Source organism: Caballeronia sp. NK8, assembly GCF_018408855.1.
GTDB lineage: Bacteria > Pseudomonadota > Gammaproteobacteria > Burkholderiales > Burkholderiaceae > Caballeronia.
The window spans coordinates 2,781,956-2,797,382 of record NZ_AP024322.1 but is presented as its reverse complement, the minus strand read 5'-3'; the positions used below and the strand labels follow the sequence as shown (position 1 = coordinate 2,797,382).

The following is a 15,427-nucleotide window of genomic DNA, read 5'->3' as shown; positions in this document are numbered from 1 at the left end:
ATGTTTTTGCAGTCGTTCCGTTGAATGTTGGGTGTGATGCGCCGCGTCTCGTGCACGGCTTGCGATTCAGGAGCCAGCGCGCGCGATGCGTTCCTCGTGCATCGCGATGGCCGTTTCCACCTGGCTCACGTATTGCCGCTCGTCGGCGAGCGCGTGACGCGCCTCTTCCACCGACGTTTCGATGAAGCGCACGCCGCCATTCAACTTCACTTGCGCGAGCTTCCACAAATCCGCCTTGATCACCGCGCCCATCTTCGGATAGCCGCCGGTGGTCTGGGCGTCGCCCATCAGGACGATCGGCTGGCCGTTCGGCGGCACCTGGATCGTGCCGGGCAACACCGCGTGCGACAGCAGCTCGATCTTCTCCCTGCGTTCGAGCGCCGTGCCAGCGAGGCGAAAACCCATGCGGTTGCTGTTCGGCGTGATCGTCCATTCCTCGTTCCAGAAGCTGTCGTGCGCCGCGTCGCTGAAACTCTCGTATTCCGCGCCGCGCAGCACGCGGATCGGCACCGCCCACGCGAGGCCCGGCGCATGACGGCCGCGCCGCACGGGTTCGTCGACGAGCACGAACTTGCACCACGCCGGCGCCTTCACGCCGAACGCGGGCTCGTCCGGCGAAAACGCGATGCCCTTGTGCGGCTGCGGCACGCCCACCGGCAGGCGGTCGCCGTCGCGTAGCGCGCGCCCGCCGAGGCCGCCGAAGCACGCGGCGAGATCGGTGCTGCGCGAGCCGAGCATCGGCAGGACGTCGATGCCGCCCGCGATGCTCACGTAGGCGCGCATGCCGCGCTTCGCCACGCGCAGCGTCAGTTCCTGGCCCGCGCGCACCGGCAGGCTCCACCACGAATAAACGGGCTTGTCGTCGAGCGTCGCGCCGAAATCGGTGCCGGTAATGGCGATGCGCGTCGCGTGCTTGAAGCGCAGCACCGTCGGCCCGAAGGTCACCTCGATGCCCGCCGCATCCGGCCGGTTCCCGACGATGCGATTGCCGATTTCAAGCGACAGCGCGTCGAGCGCCCCGCCCGAACTCACGCCGAGATGCCGGTAGCCGCGTCGGCCAAGGTCCTGCACGGACGTGAGCACGCCCGCGCGAATCACGTCGATCATGCGCGCACCTCCAGCGCCGTGAAGCGCACGCGGTCGCCGGGCTGCATCAGCGTCGGCGGGTTTCTGGCCGGATCGAAGAGCTTCAGCTCCGTGCGCCCGAGCAATTGCCAGCCGCCCGGCGACACCGCCGGATAGATGCCCGTCTGCGCCCCGCCGATTCCCACCGATCCCGCCGGCACTTCGAGACGCGGCTCAGCCCGGCGCGGCATGGCGAGCGCCGGATCGAGCCCGCCGAGATACGCGAAGCCCGGTTGAAAGCCGAGAAAGAACACGACGTACTCGGCTTCCGTATGACGTTTCACCACTTCGTCGACGGACAGTCCCGTGTGCTTCGCGAGCGCGGCGAGATCCGGGCCGTCGGCGCCGCCGTAGCGCACCGGAATCTCGATTTGCGCGCTGTCCATGTCGGTCGTCCCGGCGGCGTCCCAGCCGGTTTCCAGTTGCGCGGCGAGCGTTTCGTAGTCCGCTTCGAGCGGGTCGAACACGATCGTCAGGTTGTTCATGCCCGGCACCACTTCGACGACGTGCGGCATGAGACGCGCGTGCTCCGCCAGCGCCCAGAAGCGGCGCTGGCAGTCGAGCGTGGCGGGCGGCGCGGCTTCGCACACGAGCGCGGTGTCGCCGAGCGGATGAATACGTGGTGTTGTCATGCCTCTGATTTGCCCTTGCAGGATGCGAATTTCGTCGATTCGATGAGCTTCGCGTCGTCGCAGAATGTTACATTGTCAATAAATTATCAAGAAATTATCAATTCACGTTTTCGCCGAGGCGTCTCGTTGCTCGCAAAAATGACGTTGCGCTACACTCCAACGCACTCCAAACCGGTCCTCGCCATGGCGCGCAATCCCACCAAGATCGTTTCGTCCGAGCATCTCGTCTCCGAAGCCAGCGCGGAACTCTCGGAATTCGAGTACGGCCTCATCATGGCGGGCAACGCGTTCAATCGCTGGATGGTGCGCTGCATGTCCGCGGCGGGCGCGAAGGACATGACGGCGGTGGAAGTGTCGCTGCTGCATCACGTGAGCCATCGCGACCGCAAGAAGAAGCTCGCCGACATCTGCTTCGTGCTGAACATCGAGGACACGCACGTTGCTACGTATGCACTGAAGAAACTCGTCGCTCGCGGCTATGTGCAAAGCGAGAAAATCGGCAAGGAAGTGTTCTTCGCCGCGACCCCGGCGGGGCGCGAACTGTGCGGCAAGTATCGCGACGTGCGCGAGGCGTGTCTCATCGAGACGCTGCGCGAAAGCGGCCTCACCAACGAGCAGATCGGCGAAGCCGCGCAATTGATGCGCAATGCGTCCGGTCTCTACGATACCGCCGCGCGCGCGGCGGCCTCGCTCTGACGCCCGATACGTCTAATAGATAGCCGATTCGGTGACGATCGTGTCGAGCGGCATATCGTGGACCTCGCGCGGCAGCGCGCCGCACTTGCCCGATTCATATGCGATGCCGATCGTCGCCGGGCGCGCGCCATTCGGCCACGCGGCCAGCGTGCGATCGTAATAGCCGCCACCGTAACCCAGCCGATATCGATCCGCATCGAAACCGACGCACGGAATCAACAGCAGTTCCGGCACCACGACCCTTTCCTCAGCGGGCACCGGGATCCGGTAACGGCCTTCCTTCATCGGCGCGTGCGCGTTCCACGCGTGGAAAACCATCGGCGCATGAGGTTTGACGACCACCGGCAGCGCGGCGCCGCGAGTTTCATCGGCGGCGAGCCAGTGCGTGAGGGCAGCGCGTGCGTCGAATTCGCCCGCGACCGGCCAGTAAAAGCCGACGCACCGCGCGTCGTGTCGCGCGAGCACCTCCTGAATGCGCGTTGCGAGCGCGTCATTCTTCGCAGCCTGGCCGGCTTGCTCGCTCTGCGCCTCGCGGGTCGCGAGAAGCGTCGCGCGCAAGGCGCTTTTGGGCTCGCTCTTGGGTTCGTCGCAAACGTTGCGTGCTATGCTTTCCTCCGATCTCAGGACTCGGTTCAAGACCATTCGCGCTCCAGAAATAACGATGTCAAAACGCCTCAAACGAGTATATCTCGCGGTCAGCGCGGCCCTCGTCGCAGCGACGCTCGTCGCGTGCGGCACGGCTTCCGCCGTCCGTCCCGACGCTGACCTGTCGCCCACGTCCGACGACCGCATCTTCATGCAGCTGCGCGATGCCGCGCGCGCGAACGATGCGGGCAAGGCCGCCGTGCTCGCATCGCAGATTCCGGATTACCCGGCGCCGAGCTATATCGAATACTTCACGATCAAGCCGCAGCTCTTCGATTTGCAAGGCCACGCGCGCATCGACGCGCCCGACGCGCCGGTGCTTTCGTTCCTGCAGCGCTATGACGGCCAGGCGATCGCCGACCGCATGCGCAACGACTATCTGGTCGTGCTCGGCAGCCGTCACGACTGGAAGAACTTCGAGCAGCAATACTCCCGTTTCGTTCTCAACGACGACACGCAGGTCAAGTGCTACGCGCTCGAAGCGCGTCTGTCGCGCGGCGAAAACGTCGCGGACGCGGCGCGCGCGCTGCTCGTCGAGCCGAAATGGTACGGCGACGGCTGCGTCGATCTGATCGGCGCGCTCGCGGAGTCGGGCCAGTTCACGAGCGACGACATCTGGCAGCAGATCCGTCTCGCCTACGAGCAGAACTACACTTCCACCGGCTCGAACATCGTCGAGGCGCTCGGTCAGGAAAAACCGAAAGACTCGCTGTTCGACGACGCCGTCAACAAGCCGCCGCTCTATCTCGCGCGCGGCGTGATGCCGAACACGCCGGCGCATCAGCTGACGCTACTTGCGGTCACGCGCATGGCCCGCAACGATCCGGCGATGGCCGCCGCCACGTTCAGCTCCGTCGCGCCGAGCCTGACGCCGACCGAGCGCGCGACCGGCTGGGGCACGATCGGCTATCAGGCGGCGCTCAAGCGCATGCCGGCGGCGGCGGACTGGTATCGGCTGTCGGCGAACGCGCAATTGTCGAACCCGGCGTACGAATGGCGCACGCGCAGCGCGCTGCTCGCCGGCGACTGGAACATGGTGCGCTGGTCGATCGAACAGATGCCGCCCGCGCTGCGCACGCAGCCGTCGTGGGTCTACTGGCACGGGCGCGCCGTGAAGCAGGCCGGCGACACGGCCACGGCGAATCAGGAATTCCAGACCATCGCGGATCAGTACAACTTCTACGGGCAACTCGCGCTCGAAGAACTCGGCCAGAAGATCACCGTGCCGCCGCGCACGACCGTGTCGGATGCCGAGATCGCGCAGATGCAGTCCGTGCCGGGCTTCGCGCTGTCGCAGCGTTTTTACGCGCTGAACATGCGTCTCGAAGGCAACCGCGAATGGAACTGGCCGCTGCGCACGATGACGGACCGGCAACTGATCGCCGCCGCGCAGTACGCGAAGCGCATCGAGATGTTCGACCGCACCGTCAACACCGCCGACAAGACCAAGGCCGAGCACGATTTCTCGCTGCGCTATCTGTCGCCGTTCCGCGATATCGTCGAGCGCGACGCGCAGAACACCGGTCTCGACATCGAATGGGCGTATGGTCTGATCCGCCAGGAATCGCGCTTCATCATCAACGCGCGTTCGGAAGTTGGCGCCGGTGGCCTCATGCAGTTGATGCCGGGCACGGCGCAACTCGTCGCGAAGAAGATCGGCCTCGGTCCGGTATCGCGCGCGCAGATGAACGATATCAACACCAATATCCTGCTCGGCACGAATTACCTGTCGATGATCTACAATCAATTCGACAACTCGGCCGTGCTCGCCACCGCCGGCTACAACGCCGGTCCGGGCCGTCCGAGCCAGTGGCGTCAGGCCTTGCGCGCTCCGGTCGAGGGCGCGGTTTTTGCTGAAACCATCCCATTCACCGAGACACGCGATTACGTGAAGAACGTGCTGTCGAACACCGTGTATTACGCTGCGCTGTTCGAAGGCCGTCCGCAGTCGTTGAAGGCGCGTCTGGGCTATATCGCTCCCTGACCGTCCCGAAGCGAACCTCACGCCCGCGCGTCGAACGAAAGGACGCGCGGGCGTTTTCATTTCCAGGCCGCCGTTCCAACTGAACCCGCATTCGTCAGGCCGCGACCCAAGAGGTGAACCATGCGACACCAACATGTAGCGCTGATCGGCGGTTCGGGTTTCATCGGCAGCCATCTCATCAATGCGCTCGTCGATCTCGGCAAGACCGTGCGCGTCGCGACACGCCGGCGCGCGACCGCCGCGCATCTCACGCTGTTGCCCATCGATGTCATCGAAACCGACGTGCATGATCCCGTGCAGCTCGCCGCGTTCATCGATCAGAGCGATGCGGTGATCAATCTCGTCGGCATTCTGCAAGGGCGGCGTGACGATCCCTACGGGCCGGATTTCGCGAAGGCGCATGTCGAACTGCCGCGCAAGATCGCCGCCGCGTGCGAGGCGAAGGGCGTGCGGCGTCTGCTGCACATGAGCGCGATCGGCGCGGATTCGCAAGGTCCCAGCATGTATCTGCGCTCGAAGGGCGATGGCGAGAAGATCGTCCGCGAATCAGGACTGGACTGGACCATCTTCCGCAGTTCCGTGGTGTTCGGGCCCGAGGACAATCTGCTCAACCAGTTTGCGTTTCTGGAGCGCATGTTCCCGGTCATCCCGCTCGCATGCGCCGATGCGCAGTTTCAGCCCGTGTTCGTCGGCGATGTGGCGAAAGGGATGGTCAACGTACTCGACCTCGACGCTGCCAACGGCCATGTCTACGAACTCGCGGGTCCCGGCGTCTACACGCTCGCGGAGCTGGTGCGTTTCGCGGGCGCGACCATCGGCAAGCATTCGCGCATCATCAAGCTGCCGGAGAGCCTCGGCCGCCTCCAGGCGATGACCATGGAATTGGCGCCCGGCCAGCCGCTCATCTCGCGCGACAATCTCGATTCGATGAAGACGCCGAACATCGCGAGCGGGCCGCTCGCGCCGGAACTGGGCATCGACGAGCCGGCGAGCATCGAGACCATCGCGCCGCTGTATCTCACCGGCAACTCGTCGCGCTCGCGCTTCAATGCTTACCGCGCAACCGCGCATCGTTAATTTTCTTTTTGTGATCGCATGAAACTCGTTATCGGTGACAAGTTCAATTCTTCCTGGTCGATGCGGCCGTGGGTGCTGCTCGAACATTTCGGCATCCCGTTCGACGAAGTGCTGATTCGCCTCGGCCAGCCCGACACGAAATCGAAGATTCTCGCGGTCTCGCCTTCGGGCAAGGTGCCGTGCCTCGTCACCGATTCCGGCGATGCCGTGTGGGAGTCGCTCGCGATCGTCGAGACGATTGCCGAGCTGCACCCCGAGCACGCGATGTGGCCGCGCGACGCCGCCGCCCGCGCGCACGCGCGCAGCATCAGCGCGGAGATGCACGCGGGCTTTGCCGACTTGCGCCAGAACATGCCGATGGAAATCACGACGCACGCGCCGGGCGCGGGCGCGACGCCGGGCGCGCTCGCGAACATCGCGCGCATCGAGGCGATCTGGGCGGAGTGTCTGGCGAAGTGGGGCGGACCGTTCCTGTTCGGCGATGAATTCGGCATCGCGGACGCGATGTTCGCGCCGGTCGTCATGCGCTTCAACACCTACGCGCCTGAACTGAGCGTGACGTCGCTCGATTATGCGAAGCGCATCACGGCGCTGCCGGCGGTCGCGGCGTGGATCGACGGCGCGCGCAAGGAAGCGCGATGAATATCTACGCAGTGGGCGGCGCGATACGGGACGAGTTGCTCGGCGTGCCGGTGGTGGATCGCGATTATGTCGTCGTGGGCGCGACGCCGGAGCAGATGGTCGCGCAGGGGTATCGGCCGGTGGGGAAGGACTTTCCGGTGTTTCTGCATCCCGACACGCACGAGGAATACGCGCTCGCGCGCACCGAGCGCAAGACGGCGGCAGGCTATCACGGCTTCCAGTTCTACTATTCGCCGGACGTCACGCTCGAGGAGGACCTCGCGCGGCGCGATCTCACGATCAACGCGATGGCGCGCGAGGTCACGCCGGCCGGCGAGTTGACCGGTCCGGTCATCGATCCGTTCAACGGGCAGAGCGACCTGAAGAACCGGCTATTCCGGCATGTGGGCGATGCGTTCATCGAAGATCCAGTGCGCATTCTGCGCCTCGCGCGCTTTGCGGCGCGTTTCGCGAATTTCGATATCGCGCCGGAAACCGCCGAGCTGATGAAGAAGATGGTCGCGGCGGGCGAAGTCGATGCGCTCGTGCCCGAACGCGTCTGGCAGGACGTATCGCGTGGTTTGATGGAGAAGAAACCGTCGCGCATGTTCGAGGTGTTGCGTGGCTGCGGCGCGCTGGTGCGGATTCTTCCCGAAGTCGATGCCCTGTGGGGCGTGCCGCAGCGCGCGGACTATCACCCGGAAGTGGATACCGGGGTGCATGTGATGATGGTGCTGGACTACGCCGCGTCGCAGGGATTTGCGTTGCCGGTGCGCTTCGCCGCGCTCACCCATGATCTCGGCAAGGCGACGACGCCGGAGGATATCTTGCCGCGTCACATCGGTCATGAGGGACGCAGCGTCGATCTGTTGCGGCCGTTGTGCGAGCGGCTGCGCGTGCCGAACGAATGCCGCGATCTGGCCGTGCTGGTCGCGCGTGAGCACGGCAATATTCATCGCGTGATGGAGATGGGCGCGGCGGCGCTCGTCAGGCTCTTCGAGCGGTCGGATGCGCTGCGCAAGCCGGCGCGGTTTGCCGAGGCGCTACAGGCCTGTCTCGCCGATGCGCGTGGCAGGCTGGGGCTGGAGCAGCAGCCTTATCCGCAGGCGGAGCGGTTGAGGGAAGCGTTGGTTGCGGCACGCGCGGTCGATGCTGGCGCGGTCGCGCAGGAGTACGCCGAGCAGCCCGCGAAGATCAAGGATGCCGTGCATGACGCGCGGGTGGCGGCGGTGAAGGAGGCGTTGGGGGGCTAGAAAACCTCAAAGCGCCCGAGCAATCAACGAAAGCAACACCGACAACAACAACGTCGACATAAACGGAAACGAATACTCACGCCCGAAGATCCGCAGCGTGAAATCCCCCGGCAGTCTGCCGATGCCGATCTTCTTCAACCACGGCATCGAGCCGGACAGAATCGCAAGCGCGATAAAAGTCGTGAGCAGCCAACGAATCATGATCGCGCACTCATAGCGTGTGAGAACGATCGCCCGCCGCGAATGCGTCGAGCGTCCCGGGAATACTCCGCGAGAACGCGATCACCTTGAACAACTCGCCCATCTCCGCTTCCGAAAGCAGCTTCTGCACCGCATTCGCCGCAGGCAGAAAACGCCTGACGTCCGCTGGATCGAGATGGCTGAGCACATCGGTGATACCGGCGTTCATCAGAAACCGCGCCTGCGACGTGAAGCCGAGCAAATCGGCCCCCGTCTCGACGCCCGCTTCCGCGATGCCCGTAAATTCCACATGCGCGGTGATGTCCTGCAAGCCGGGATACAGAAACGGATCGCCATGCGCGCGATGCCGGTAGTGGCACATCAGCGTACCGGCCGCGCGCTGCGCATGATAAAACTCGCGTCGCGGAAAGCCGTAGTCGACGAAAAACGCCGCACCACGCGTCAGCATCGTGCAAACGGTCTTCGTGAACGCGATCGCCGCTTCGTGCGTCTCGGTGACGTATTCGGCGAAGGGCTCATCGTTGGCTTCGTCGATGGCGGCATCGATCAATTCGACTTGCGCGTCGGGCGTGATCGGCCGGTCATCGAACGCAAAACGGTCGTCCAGCACGACGACGCCGCGCTCATGCCACGCGCCGAGCTTGCGCACCACGAGGCGCACGGGCATCGCGTCGAGCACTTCGTTGCCGATCACGACGCCTTCGAACCGGTCGGGCAGCGCGTCTAACCATTTCACCTTCGCGGCGAGCGCGGGCGCCTGCTTTTCGATGGTTTCGCGCTGGCGCGCGCGCAACTCGCCGGACAGATCGACGATCGCGTAACTGTCGAACGACACATCGAGATCGGCGAGCGCGGTCAGAAGGCCGGCGGCCAGCTTGCCGGTGCCCGCGCCGAATTCCATCAACTGCCGCGTGCCGCTTTGCCGCAAAGCCTGCGCAACGGGCCGCGCGAGTGTCGTCGCAAAAAGCGGGGACAGCTCGGGCGCGGTGACGAAGTCGCTGCCGTCCTCGGCGCGGCGGCCGAATTTCATCGCGCCGCCGCCGTAATAGCCGAGTCCCGGCGCGTACAGCGCGAGGTCCATATAGCGGTCGAACGGCAGCCAGCCGCCCGCTGCGGCGATGCGTCCCCGGATCAGGTCTGTAAGCGCTTCGGACTGCGCGAGCGCATCGGCGCCCGGAGCAGGTAAACTATCGGATTGTCTGGCATTCGGATTCATCCCAGTATTGTAAATGAGCGCTACCACGCCGTTTTCTTCCGTCAACTCGCCGTCTTCCGGTTCCGTCGCACGCGCCCGGACCGTGCTCGTCACGGGCGCGGCGAAGCGCATCGGGCGCGGCGTCGCACTGGAGTTCGCGCGACAGGGCTGGGACGTGGCCGTGCACTATGGCGGCTCGGAGCTCGATGCGCGTGAAACCGTCGCGGATATCGAGGCCCTCGGGCGGCGCGCGGTCGCGCTGCAGGCGGATCTCGGCGTCGAGGCCGAAGTCGAGCGACTCGTGCCCGCGTGCATGGAAACGTTCGGCGGCCTGAATTGCGTCGTGAACTGCGCGTCGCGCTTCGACGAAGATACGGCGATCGACTTCGGCTACGCCAGGCTGCTCGAAATGACGGCGGTCAATGTCGCCGCGCCGCTCACGCTCGCGCGAATGCTGCACGCGATCACGCCTGAAGCCGCAGCCGTTGACGATGCGCAACGCGGCGTCGTCATCAACGTGCTCGATCAGAAGCTGTACAACATGAATCCGGATTACCTGTCGTACACGCTGACGAAGGCGGCGCTCGACAACGCCACTGTCGCGCTGGCGCAGGCGCTGGGGCCGAAGCTGCGTGTCGTCGGCCTGGCGCCGGGTCTGACGCTGATTTCCGCCGGGCAGACGCCCGCGTCGTTCGAGGCGGCGCATCGCGTGACGCCGCTCAATCGCGCATCGACGGTGGAGGACGTGGCGCAGGCCGCCTGCTATCTGGCGAACGCGCACGGCGTGAACGGCACGACGCTCGTCGTCGATGGCGGCCAGCACCTGGTGCCGAGCCCGCGCGACGTCATGTACATGATCGGCACGCAAAAGCCCTGAAACGCGCTTACTGAATATTGGAACCCATATGCTTGCCGCACTTTCGCATCCCCGGCTGACCGATTGCCGGCGGCTTTTTCTGCGTGACTACGAAGTTCGCATCAACATCGGCGTGCATGACTTCGAGAAGCGCGGCGAGCAACGCGTCGTGATCAACGTCGAACTGTATGTGCCGCTCGCGCTGTCGACGCCCGTCGCGGACAAATTGTCCGAAGTCGTCGATTACGACTTCATGCGCTCGACCATCGCCGCGCGCGTGAAGCAGGGCCACATCCACTTGCAGGAAACGCTGTGCGACGACGTCGCCGCCGCGCTGCTCGCGCATCCGAATGTGCGCGCGGTGGCCGTATCGACGGAAAAGCCCGACGTCTACCCCGATTGCGACGCGGTGGGCGTCGAAGTCTTTCGTATCAAAGAGGAACGAGCATGAACGCGCGTGACACGATCGAAGCCGCCGAGGCACAGAAGCCCGCGCGCGAGGCGTTGACCAAGCGCCAGCAGAAGGAAGCGTACGAGAACAACAAGCTGTACAAGCGCATCGTGCGGCAGGTCGGCGAGGCGATCGGCGACTTCAACATGATCGAGCACGGCGACAAGGTCATGGTGTGCCTGTCGGGCGGCAAGGACAGCTACGCGATGCTCGACGTCCTGATGCGCCTGCGCGAGCGCGCGCCGATCGACTTCGAACTCGTCGCCGTCAATCTCGACCAGAAGCAGCCGGGCTTTCCGGAGCATGTCCTGCCGGATTACCTGAGCAAGCTCGATATCCCGTTTCACATCGAGAATCAGGACACGTACAGCATCGTCAAGCGCCTGGTGCCGGAAGGCAAGACCACGTGCTCGCTGTGCTCGCGCCTGCGTCGCGGCATCCTGTATCGCGTGGCGGGCGAGCTCGGCGCGACCAAGATCGCGCTCGGGCATCATCGCGACGACATCCTGCAGACACTGCTGCTCAACATGTTCTACGGCGGCAAGCTGAAGGGCATGCCGCCCAAGCTGCAATCCGACGACGGCAAGAACGTCGTGATCCGTCCGCTCGCGTATGTGAAGGAAACCGATCTCGAAAAGTACGCCGAACTGCGCGAATTCCCGATCATCCCGTGCAATCTGTGCGGCAGCCAACCAAACCTGAAGCGCGCGGAAATGAAGGCGCTGATCCGCGAATGGGACAAGCGTTTCCCGGGCCGCGTGGAGAATATGTTCAACGCGCTGTCGAACGTGGTGCCGTCGCATCTGATGGACAGCGCGCTGTTTCCGTTCGCCGGCCTGCGCGCGACGGGCGAGGCCGATCCGCAAGGCGATATCGCCTTCGACGAAGAACCGTGTGCAAGCGAACCGTCAGGATCGTCCGGCGCGGTTTCAATCGTGCAGTTCGACGATCTATAACCTTTATCCAATAAGGCGCAGCGTGGGTTTCGCCGCATTGCGCCAAAGAGCCGCGTGATAAATTGGCGGCTCGTCATACCAGCAAGGCTCCCAGCGATGAACATCGTGATTCTGGCTGCCGGCATGGGCAAGCGCATGCGCTCCGCCCTGCCGAAAGTACTCCATTCATTGGCGGGCAAGCCGTTGCTCGCCCACGTCATCGATACGGCGCGCACGCTCTCGCCGACGCGGCTCGTCGTCGTCGTCGGGCACGGCGCGGACAAGGTCCGCGAGGCCGTCGGCGCGCCGGACGTGCAATTCGCGTTGCAGGACAAGCAGCTCGGCACGGGACACGCCGTGCAGCAGGCGCTGCCGCTGCTCGATCCCTCGGTTCCCACGCTCGTGCTGTATGGCGACGTGCCGCTTACGCGCGCGAGCACGCTCGAACGCCTGATCGAGGCCGCGGGCGCCGAGCGTTACGGCGTGCTTACCGTGACCGTCGGCGATCCGACCGGCTACGGCCGCATCGTGCGCGACGCGGCGGGCAAGGTGAAGAGGATCGTCGAGCAGAAGGATGCGAGCGAGGAAGAGCGGCGCATCGCGGAAATCAACACCGGCATCGTGATCACGCCGACGCGCACGCTCGAAACATGGCTCGCGTCGCTGAAGAACAACAACGCGCAGGGCGAGTTCTATCTGACGGACGTGGTCGAGCGCGCCATCGACGCGGGCGTCGAAGTGGTCACCGCTCAGCCGGACGCCGAATGGGAAACGCTCGGCGTGAACAGCAAGATTCAGCTCGCGGAACTGGAGCGCATCCATCAGCACAACGTGGCGCATGCGCTGCTCGACGCCGGCGTGACGCTGATGGACCCGGCGCGCATCGACGTGCGCGGCACGCTGGAATGCGGCGCGGACGTGACGATCGACGTGAACTGCGTGTTCGAAGGGCGCGTGACGCTCGCCGACAACGTGACGATCGGCCCGAACTGCGTGATCCGCGACGCCACGATCGGCGCGGGCACGCGTGTCGATGCGTACACGCATATCGAAGGCGGCACGACCGGCGCGAATGTCGTGCTCGGCCCGTACGCGCGGCTGCGTCCGGGTGCGAAGCTCGGCGATGAAGCGCATATCGGCAACTTCGTCGAAGTGAAGAACGCGGTGCTCGGGCACGGCTCGAAGGCCAACCATCTCGCCTATATCGGCGATACGGATATCGGCGCGCGCGTGAACGTGGGCGCGGGCACGATCACCTGCAACTACGACGGCGCGAACAAGCATCGCACCGTGATCGAGGACGACGTGTTCATCGGCTCGGACACGCAACTGGTCGCGCCGGTGCGCGTGGGCCGCGGCGTGACGATCGCGGCGGGCACGACGGTGTGGAAGGATGTCGGCGAAGGCGAGCTGGTGCTCAACGAGAAGACGCAGGTGAGCAAGACGGGCTATGTACGCCCGGTGAAGAAGAAGTCGTAAGGCTGTCGAGAGATTCAGCCCAACGCGCGCGGCGCGCTTCGTGCCGCGCTTTCGAATGCAAGTTTCAAAGGATGAACGTCCATGTGCGGAATTGTCGGCGCGGTAGCGCAACGTAACATCGTCTCGGTGCTGGTCGAAGGTCTGCGCCGCCTCGAGTATCGCGGCTACGACTCGTGCGGCGTGGCCGTGCTGAGCCACGGCGAGCCGCGCCGCGCGCGCAGTGTCGCGCGTGTGTCCGATCTCGACGCGCAAGTGCGCGATACGAATCTCGGCGGCATGACCGGCATCGCCCACACGCGCTGGGCGACGCACGGCGCGCCCGTCACCGACAACGCGCACCCGATCTTCTCGCGCGATACCGTGGCGCTCGTGCACAACGGCATCATCGAGAATTACGAGTCGCTGCGCGAGATGCTCAAGGGCAAGGGCTACGAATTCGTCTCGCAGACGGATACTGAAGTCATCGCGCATCTGATTCACAGCATGTATCGCGGCGACCTGTTCCAGACCGTGCGCGATGCCGTCAAGCAACTGCATGGCGCGTATGCGATCGCCGTGATGCACAAGGATCAGCCGCATACGGTCGTCGGCGCGCGTCAGGGTTCGCCGCTTGTCGTCGGCGTGGGCGAGGGCGAGAACTTCCTCGCATCGGACGCGCTCGCGCTCGCCGGCAGCACCGATCGCTTCGCCTTCCTCGAAGAAGGCGACGTGGTTGAGATCCGGCTCGACGGCGTGAAGATCGTCGATCGCGAAGGCGTACCCGCCGAGCGCGAAGTGCGCGTGGTGACGGCGTATGGCGGCGCGGTGGAACTCGGGCCGTATCGCCACTTCATGCAGAAGGAAATCTTCGAGCAGCCGCGCGCCATCACCGACACGATCCCGCAAGCCGACGAGTTCAGCCCGAGCCTGTTCGGCGAAGGTGCGCGCGACGCGTTCGCGGGCGTCGACAGCCTGCTGATCCTCGCGTGCGGCACGAGCTACTACTCGGGTCTCACGGCGAAATACTGGCTCGAATCGATCGCGAAGATCCCGACGCAGGTCGAGATCGCGAGCGAGTATCGCTATCGCGAGTCGGTGCCGAATCCGAAGGCGCTGGTCGTCACGATCTCGCAATCGGGCGAAACCGCCGACACGCTCGCCGCGCTGAAGCACGCGCAGTCGCTCGGCCACAAGCACACGCTCGCCGTGTGCAACGTCGCGACCAGCGCGATGGTGCGTCAGACCGAGTTCGCGTTCCTGACGCATGCGGGCACGGAGATCGGCGTGGCATCGACGAAGGCATTCACGACGCAGCTCGTCGGCCTGTTCGTGCTGGCGGTGACGCTCGCGAAGATGCGCGGTCATGTGAATGCGAAGCAGGAAGCCGCGTACTTCACGCAACTGCGGCACTTGCCGGCGGCGTTGAACAGCGTGCTTGCGCTGGAGCCGCAGATCATCGCGTGGTCGGAGGAGTTCGCGCGCAAGGAGAATGCTCTGTTCCTCGGACGCGGCCTGCACTATCCGATCGCGCTCGAAGGCGCGCTGAAGCTGAAGGAAATTTCGTACATCCACGCGGAAGCGTATCCGGCGGGTGAACTGAAGCACGGGCCGCTCGCGCTCGTGACCGAAGCGATGCCGGTGGTGACCGTCGCGCCGAACGACACGCTGCTCGAGAAGCTGAAGTCGAACATGCAGGAAGTGCGCGCGCGTGGCGGCGAGCTGTATGTGTTCGCGGATGCGGATACGCGCATCGTCAGCGAGGACGGCATTCATGTGATCCGCATGCCGGAGCACTATGGAGCGCTGTCGCCGATTCTGCACGTCGTGCCGTTGCAGTTGCTCGCGTATCACACGGCGTGTGCGCGCGGGACGGATGTCGACAAGCCGCGGAATCTGGCGAAGTCGGTGACGGTGGAGTAAGCGTTGCGGGGTTTTCGCAGGGGTGGTATCTGGAGAAAAAAGCGCCTTCTCGGAGGCGCTTTTTTCTTTTTGGCTGGAGCATTTTTGCGGCGAAAGGCTCGGCATGTAACCGGCATGAATATGCCGGTTAAGCACCACTATGTTGTTTAACCGGCGGAAAAATGACGGTTAGCGATCTCGAAAAATGACGTTGCCGTGCGTCCGTCGCCTGTGGACAACCTTGTTGGCACCACACCGTGTTAACTGTTGGCGGTTTCTGGACAACTCGCCGTCCTTCGCCGGAACGCGAAAGTTGTCCTGCGCTCAAGCCAGAACCAGACGCGTCATACCGGACTTGTTTGCTCCGTAAACATCTGACGTAAAACGCGCTTCGGCAGT

General features: G+C 64.5%; 15 protein-coding genes. 10 read left to right on the top strand and 5 right to left on the bottom strand.

Annotated features, from left to right (window positions below):
• Positions 1-66: 66 nt before the first annotated feature.
• Both NK8_RS13405 and pxpB read right to left on the bottom strand, forming a co-directional pair.
• On the bottom strand, positions 67-1,107 hold the full coding sequence (locus tag NK8_RS13405; protein WP_213226617.1) for a biotin-dependent carboxyltransferase family protein: 1,041 nt from the start codon (positions 1,105-1,107) through the stop codon (positions 67-69).
• Positions 1,104-1,757: a 5-oxoprolinase subunit PxpB gene (gene pxpB, locus NK8_RS13400; protein ID WP_213226616.1), complete on the bottom strand. Its 654-nt coding sequence runs from the start codon at positions 1,755-1,757 to the stop codon at positions 1,104-1,106. The genes NK8_RS13405 and pxpB overlap by 4 nt, the downstream gene beginning before the upstream one ends.
• A gap of 183 nt (positions 1,758-1,940) precedes the next feature.
• Between pxpB and NK8_RS13395 the strand changes: the two genes are divergently transcribed.
• Positions 1,941-2,453, top strand: coding sequence for a winged helix DNA-binding protein (locus tag NK8_RS13395; protein ID WP_162066539.1), 513 nt, complete (start codon positions 1,941-1,943; stop codon positions 2,451-2,453).
• A 12-nt stretch (positions 2,454-2,465) separates the two neighbouring features.
• Here NK8_RS13395 and NK8_RS13390 read toward each other — a convergent pair whose 3' ends face one another.
• Positions 2,466-3,095 carry a 5-formyltetrahydrofolate cyclo-ligase gene (locus NK8_RS13390; protein WP_213226615.1) on the bottom strand — a complete coding sequence of 210 codons (630 nt, stop codon included), beginning with the start codon at positions 3,093-3,095 and terminating at the stop codon, positions 2,466-2,468.
• Between the two features lie 19 nt (positions 3,096-3,114).
• Here NK8_RS13390 and NK8_RS13385 point away from each other — a divergent pair, with 19 nt between their 5' ends.
• The 4 genes from NK8_RS13385 (at position 3,115) to NK8_RS13370 (ending at position 8,033) form a co-directional block, all read left to right on the top strand.
• The gene (locus NK8_RS13385; RefSeq protein ID WP_213226614.1) at positions 3,115-5,082 is read left to right on the top strand and encodes a lytic transglycosylase domain-containing protein; all 1,968 of its coding nucleotides are present in this window, start codon (positions 3,115-3,117) and stop codon (positions 5,080-5,082) included.
• Between the two features lie 120 nt (positions 5,083-5,202).
• Entirely contained in the window at positions 5,203-6,159 is a 957-nt protein-coding gene (locus tag NK8_RS13380) for a complex I NDUFA9 subunit family protein (protein WP_162066536.1), read from the top strand.
• Between the two features lie 18 nt (positions 6,160-6,177).
• A complete protein-coding gene (locus tag NK8_RS13375) occupies positions 6,178-6,801 on the top strand; it encodes a glutathione S-transferase family protein (protein ID WP_213226613.1) in 624 nt (207 codons plus the stop codon).
• Positions 6,798-8,033, top strand: a complete 1,236-nt coding sequence (locus NK8_RS13370; protein WP_213226612.1) for a multifunctional CCA addition/repair protein — start codon at positions 6,798-6,800, stop codon at positions 8,031-8,033. Before NK8_RS13375 ends, NK8_RS13370 begins: the two co-directional genes overlap by 4 nt.
• Before the next feature lie 6 nt (positions 8,034-8,039).
• Here the strand turns inward: NK8_RS13370 and NK8_RS13365 are convergent, their stop codons facing one another.
• Positions 8,040-8,234, bottom strand: coding sequence for a DUF2905 domain-containing protein (locus NK8_RS13365; RefSeq protein ID WP_061173965.1), 195 nt, complete (start codon positions 8,232-8,234; stop codon positions 8,040-8,042).
• Positions 8,235-8,244: 10 nt separating this feature from the next.
• On the bottom strand, positions 8,245-9,450 hold the full coding sequence (locus NK8_RS13360) for a class I SAM-dependent methyltransferase (RefSeq protein WP_213226611.1): 1,206 nt from the start codon (positions 9,448-9,450) through the stop codon (positions 8,245-8,247).
• A 13-nt stretch (positions 9,451-9,463) separates the two neighbouring features.
• Between NK8_RS13360 and NK8_RS13355 the strand changes: the two genes are divergently transcribed.
• The 5 genes from NK8_RS13355 (at position 9,464) to glmS (ending at position 15,049) form a co-directional block, all read left to right on the top strand.
• Entirely contained in the window at positions 9,464-10,306 is an 843-nt protein-coding gene (locus tag NK8_RS13355; RefSeq protein WP_213226610.1) for an SDR family oxidoreductase, read from the top strand.
• Positions 10,307-10,334: 28 nt separating this feature from the next.
• A complete protein-coding gene (locus NK8_RS13350) occupies positions 10,335-10,736 on the top strand; it encodes a dihydroneopterin aldolase (RefSeq protein WP_061173962.1) in 402 nt (133 codons plus the stop codon).
• Entirely contained in the window at positions 10,733-11,692 is a 960-nt protein-coding gene (gene ttcA / locus NK8_RS13345; RefSeq protein WP_162066531.1) for a tRNA 2-thiocytidine(32) synthetase TtcA, read from the top strand. The genes NK8_RS13350 and ttcA overlap by 4 nt, the downstream gene beginning before the upstream one ends.
• Before the next feature lie 96 nt (positions 11,693-11,788).
• Positions 11,789-13,150 carry a bifunctional UDP-N-acetylglucosamine diphosphorylase/glucosamine-1-phosphate N-acetyltransferase GlmU gene (gene glmU, locus NK8_RS13340; RefSeq protein ID WP_213226609.1) on the top strand — a complete coding sequence of 454 codons (1,362 nt, stop codon included), beginning with the start codon at positions 11,789-11,791 and terminating at the stop codon, positions 13,148-13,150.
• Positions 13,151-13,231: 81 nt separating this feature from the next.
• Positions 13,232-15,049, top strand: a complete 1,818-nt coding sequence (glmS, locus tag NK8_RS13335; RefSeq protein ID WP_213226608.1) for a glutamine--fructose-6-phosphate transaminase (isomerizing) — start codon at positions 13,232-13,234, stop codon at positions 15,047-15,049.
• The last annotated feature ends 378 nt before the right edge of the window (positions 15,050-15,427 follow it).

Excerpts from the sequence above, each read along its gene's own strand:
- NK8_RS13370 (WP_213226612.1), top strand. The coding sequence starts at position 6,798 with ATGAATATCTACGCAGTGGGCGGCGCGATACGGGACGAGTTGCTCGGC.
- NK8_RS13380 (WP_162066536.1), top strand. The coding sequence starts at position 5,203 with ATGCGACACCAACATGTAGCGCTGATCGGCGGTTCGGGTTTCATCGGC.
- NK8_RS13360 (WP_213226611.1), bottom strand. The coding sequence starts at position 9,450 with ATGAATCCGAATGCCAGACAATCCGATAGTTTACCTGCTCCGGGCGCC.
- NK8_RS13350 (WP_061173962.1), top strand. The coding sequence starts at position 10,335 with ATGCTTGCCGCACTTTCGCATCCCCGGCTGACCGATTGCCGGCGGCTT.
- pxpB (WP_213226616.1), bottom strand. The coding sequence starts at position 1,757 with ATGACAACACCACGTATTCATCCGCTCGGCGACACCGCGCTCGTGTGC.
- NK8_RS13365 (WP_061173965.1), bottom strand. The coding sequence starts at position 8,234 with ATGATTCGTTGGCTGCTCACGACTTTTATCGCGCTTGCGATTCTGTCC.
- NK8_RS13355 (WP_213226610.1), top strand. The coding sequence starts at position 9,464 with ATGAGCGCTACCACGCCGTTTTCTTCCGTCAACTCGCCGTCTTCCGGT.
- glmU (WP_213226609.1), top strand. The coding sequence starts at position 11,789 with ATGAACATCGTGATTCTGGCTGCCGGCATGGGCAAGCGCATGCGCTCC.
- NK8_RS13405 (WP_213226617.1), bottom strand. The coding sequence starts at position 1,107 with ATGATCGACGTGATTCGCGCGGGCGTGCTCACGTCCGTGCAGGACCTT.
- NK8_RS13390 (WP_213226615.1), bottom strand. The coding sequence starts at position 3,095 with ATGGTCTTGAACCGAGTCCTGAGATCGGAGGAAAGCATAGCACGCAAC.
- NK8_RS13395 (WP_162066539.1), top strand. The coding sequence starts at position 1,941 with ATGGCGCGCAATCCCACCAAGATCGTTTCGTCCGAGCATCTCGTCTCC.
- NK8_RS13375 (WP_213226613.1), top strand. The coding sequence starts at position 6,178 with ATGAAACTCGTTATCGGTGACAAGTTCAATTCTTCCTGGTCGATGCGG.
- NK8_RS13385 (WP_213226614.1), top strand. The coding sequence starts at position 3,115 with ATGTCAAAACGCCTCAAACGAGTATATCTCGCGGTCAGCGCGGCCCTC.
- glmS (WP_213226608.1), top strand. The coding sequence starts at position 13,232 with ATGTGCGGAATTGTCGGCGCGGTAGCGCAACGTAACATCGTCTCGGTG.
- ttcA (WP_162066531.1), top strand. The coding sequence starts at position 10,733 with ATGAACGCGCGTGACACGATCGAAGCCGCCGAGGCACAGAAGCCCGCG.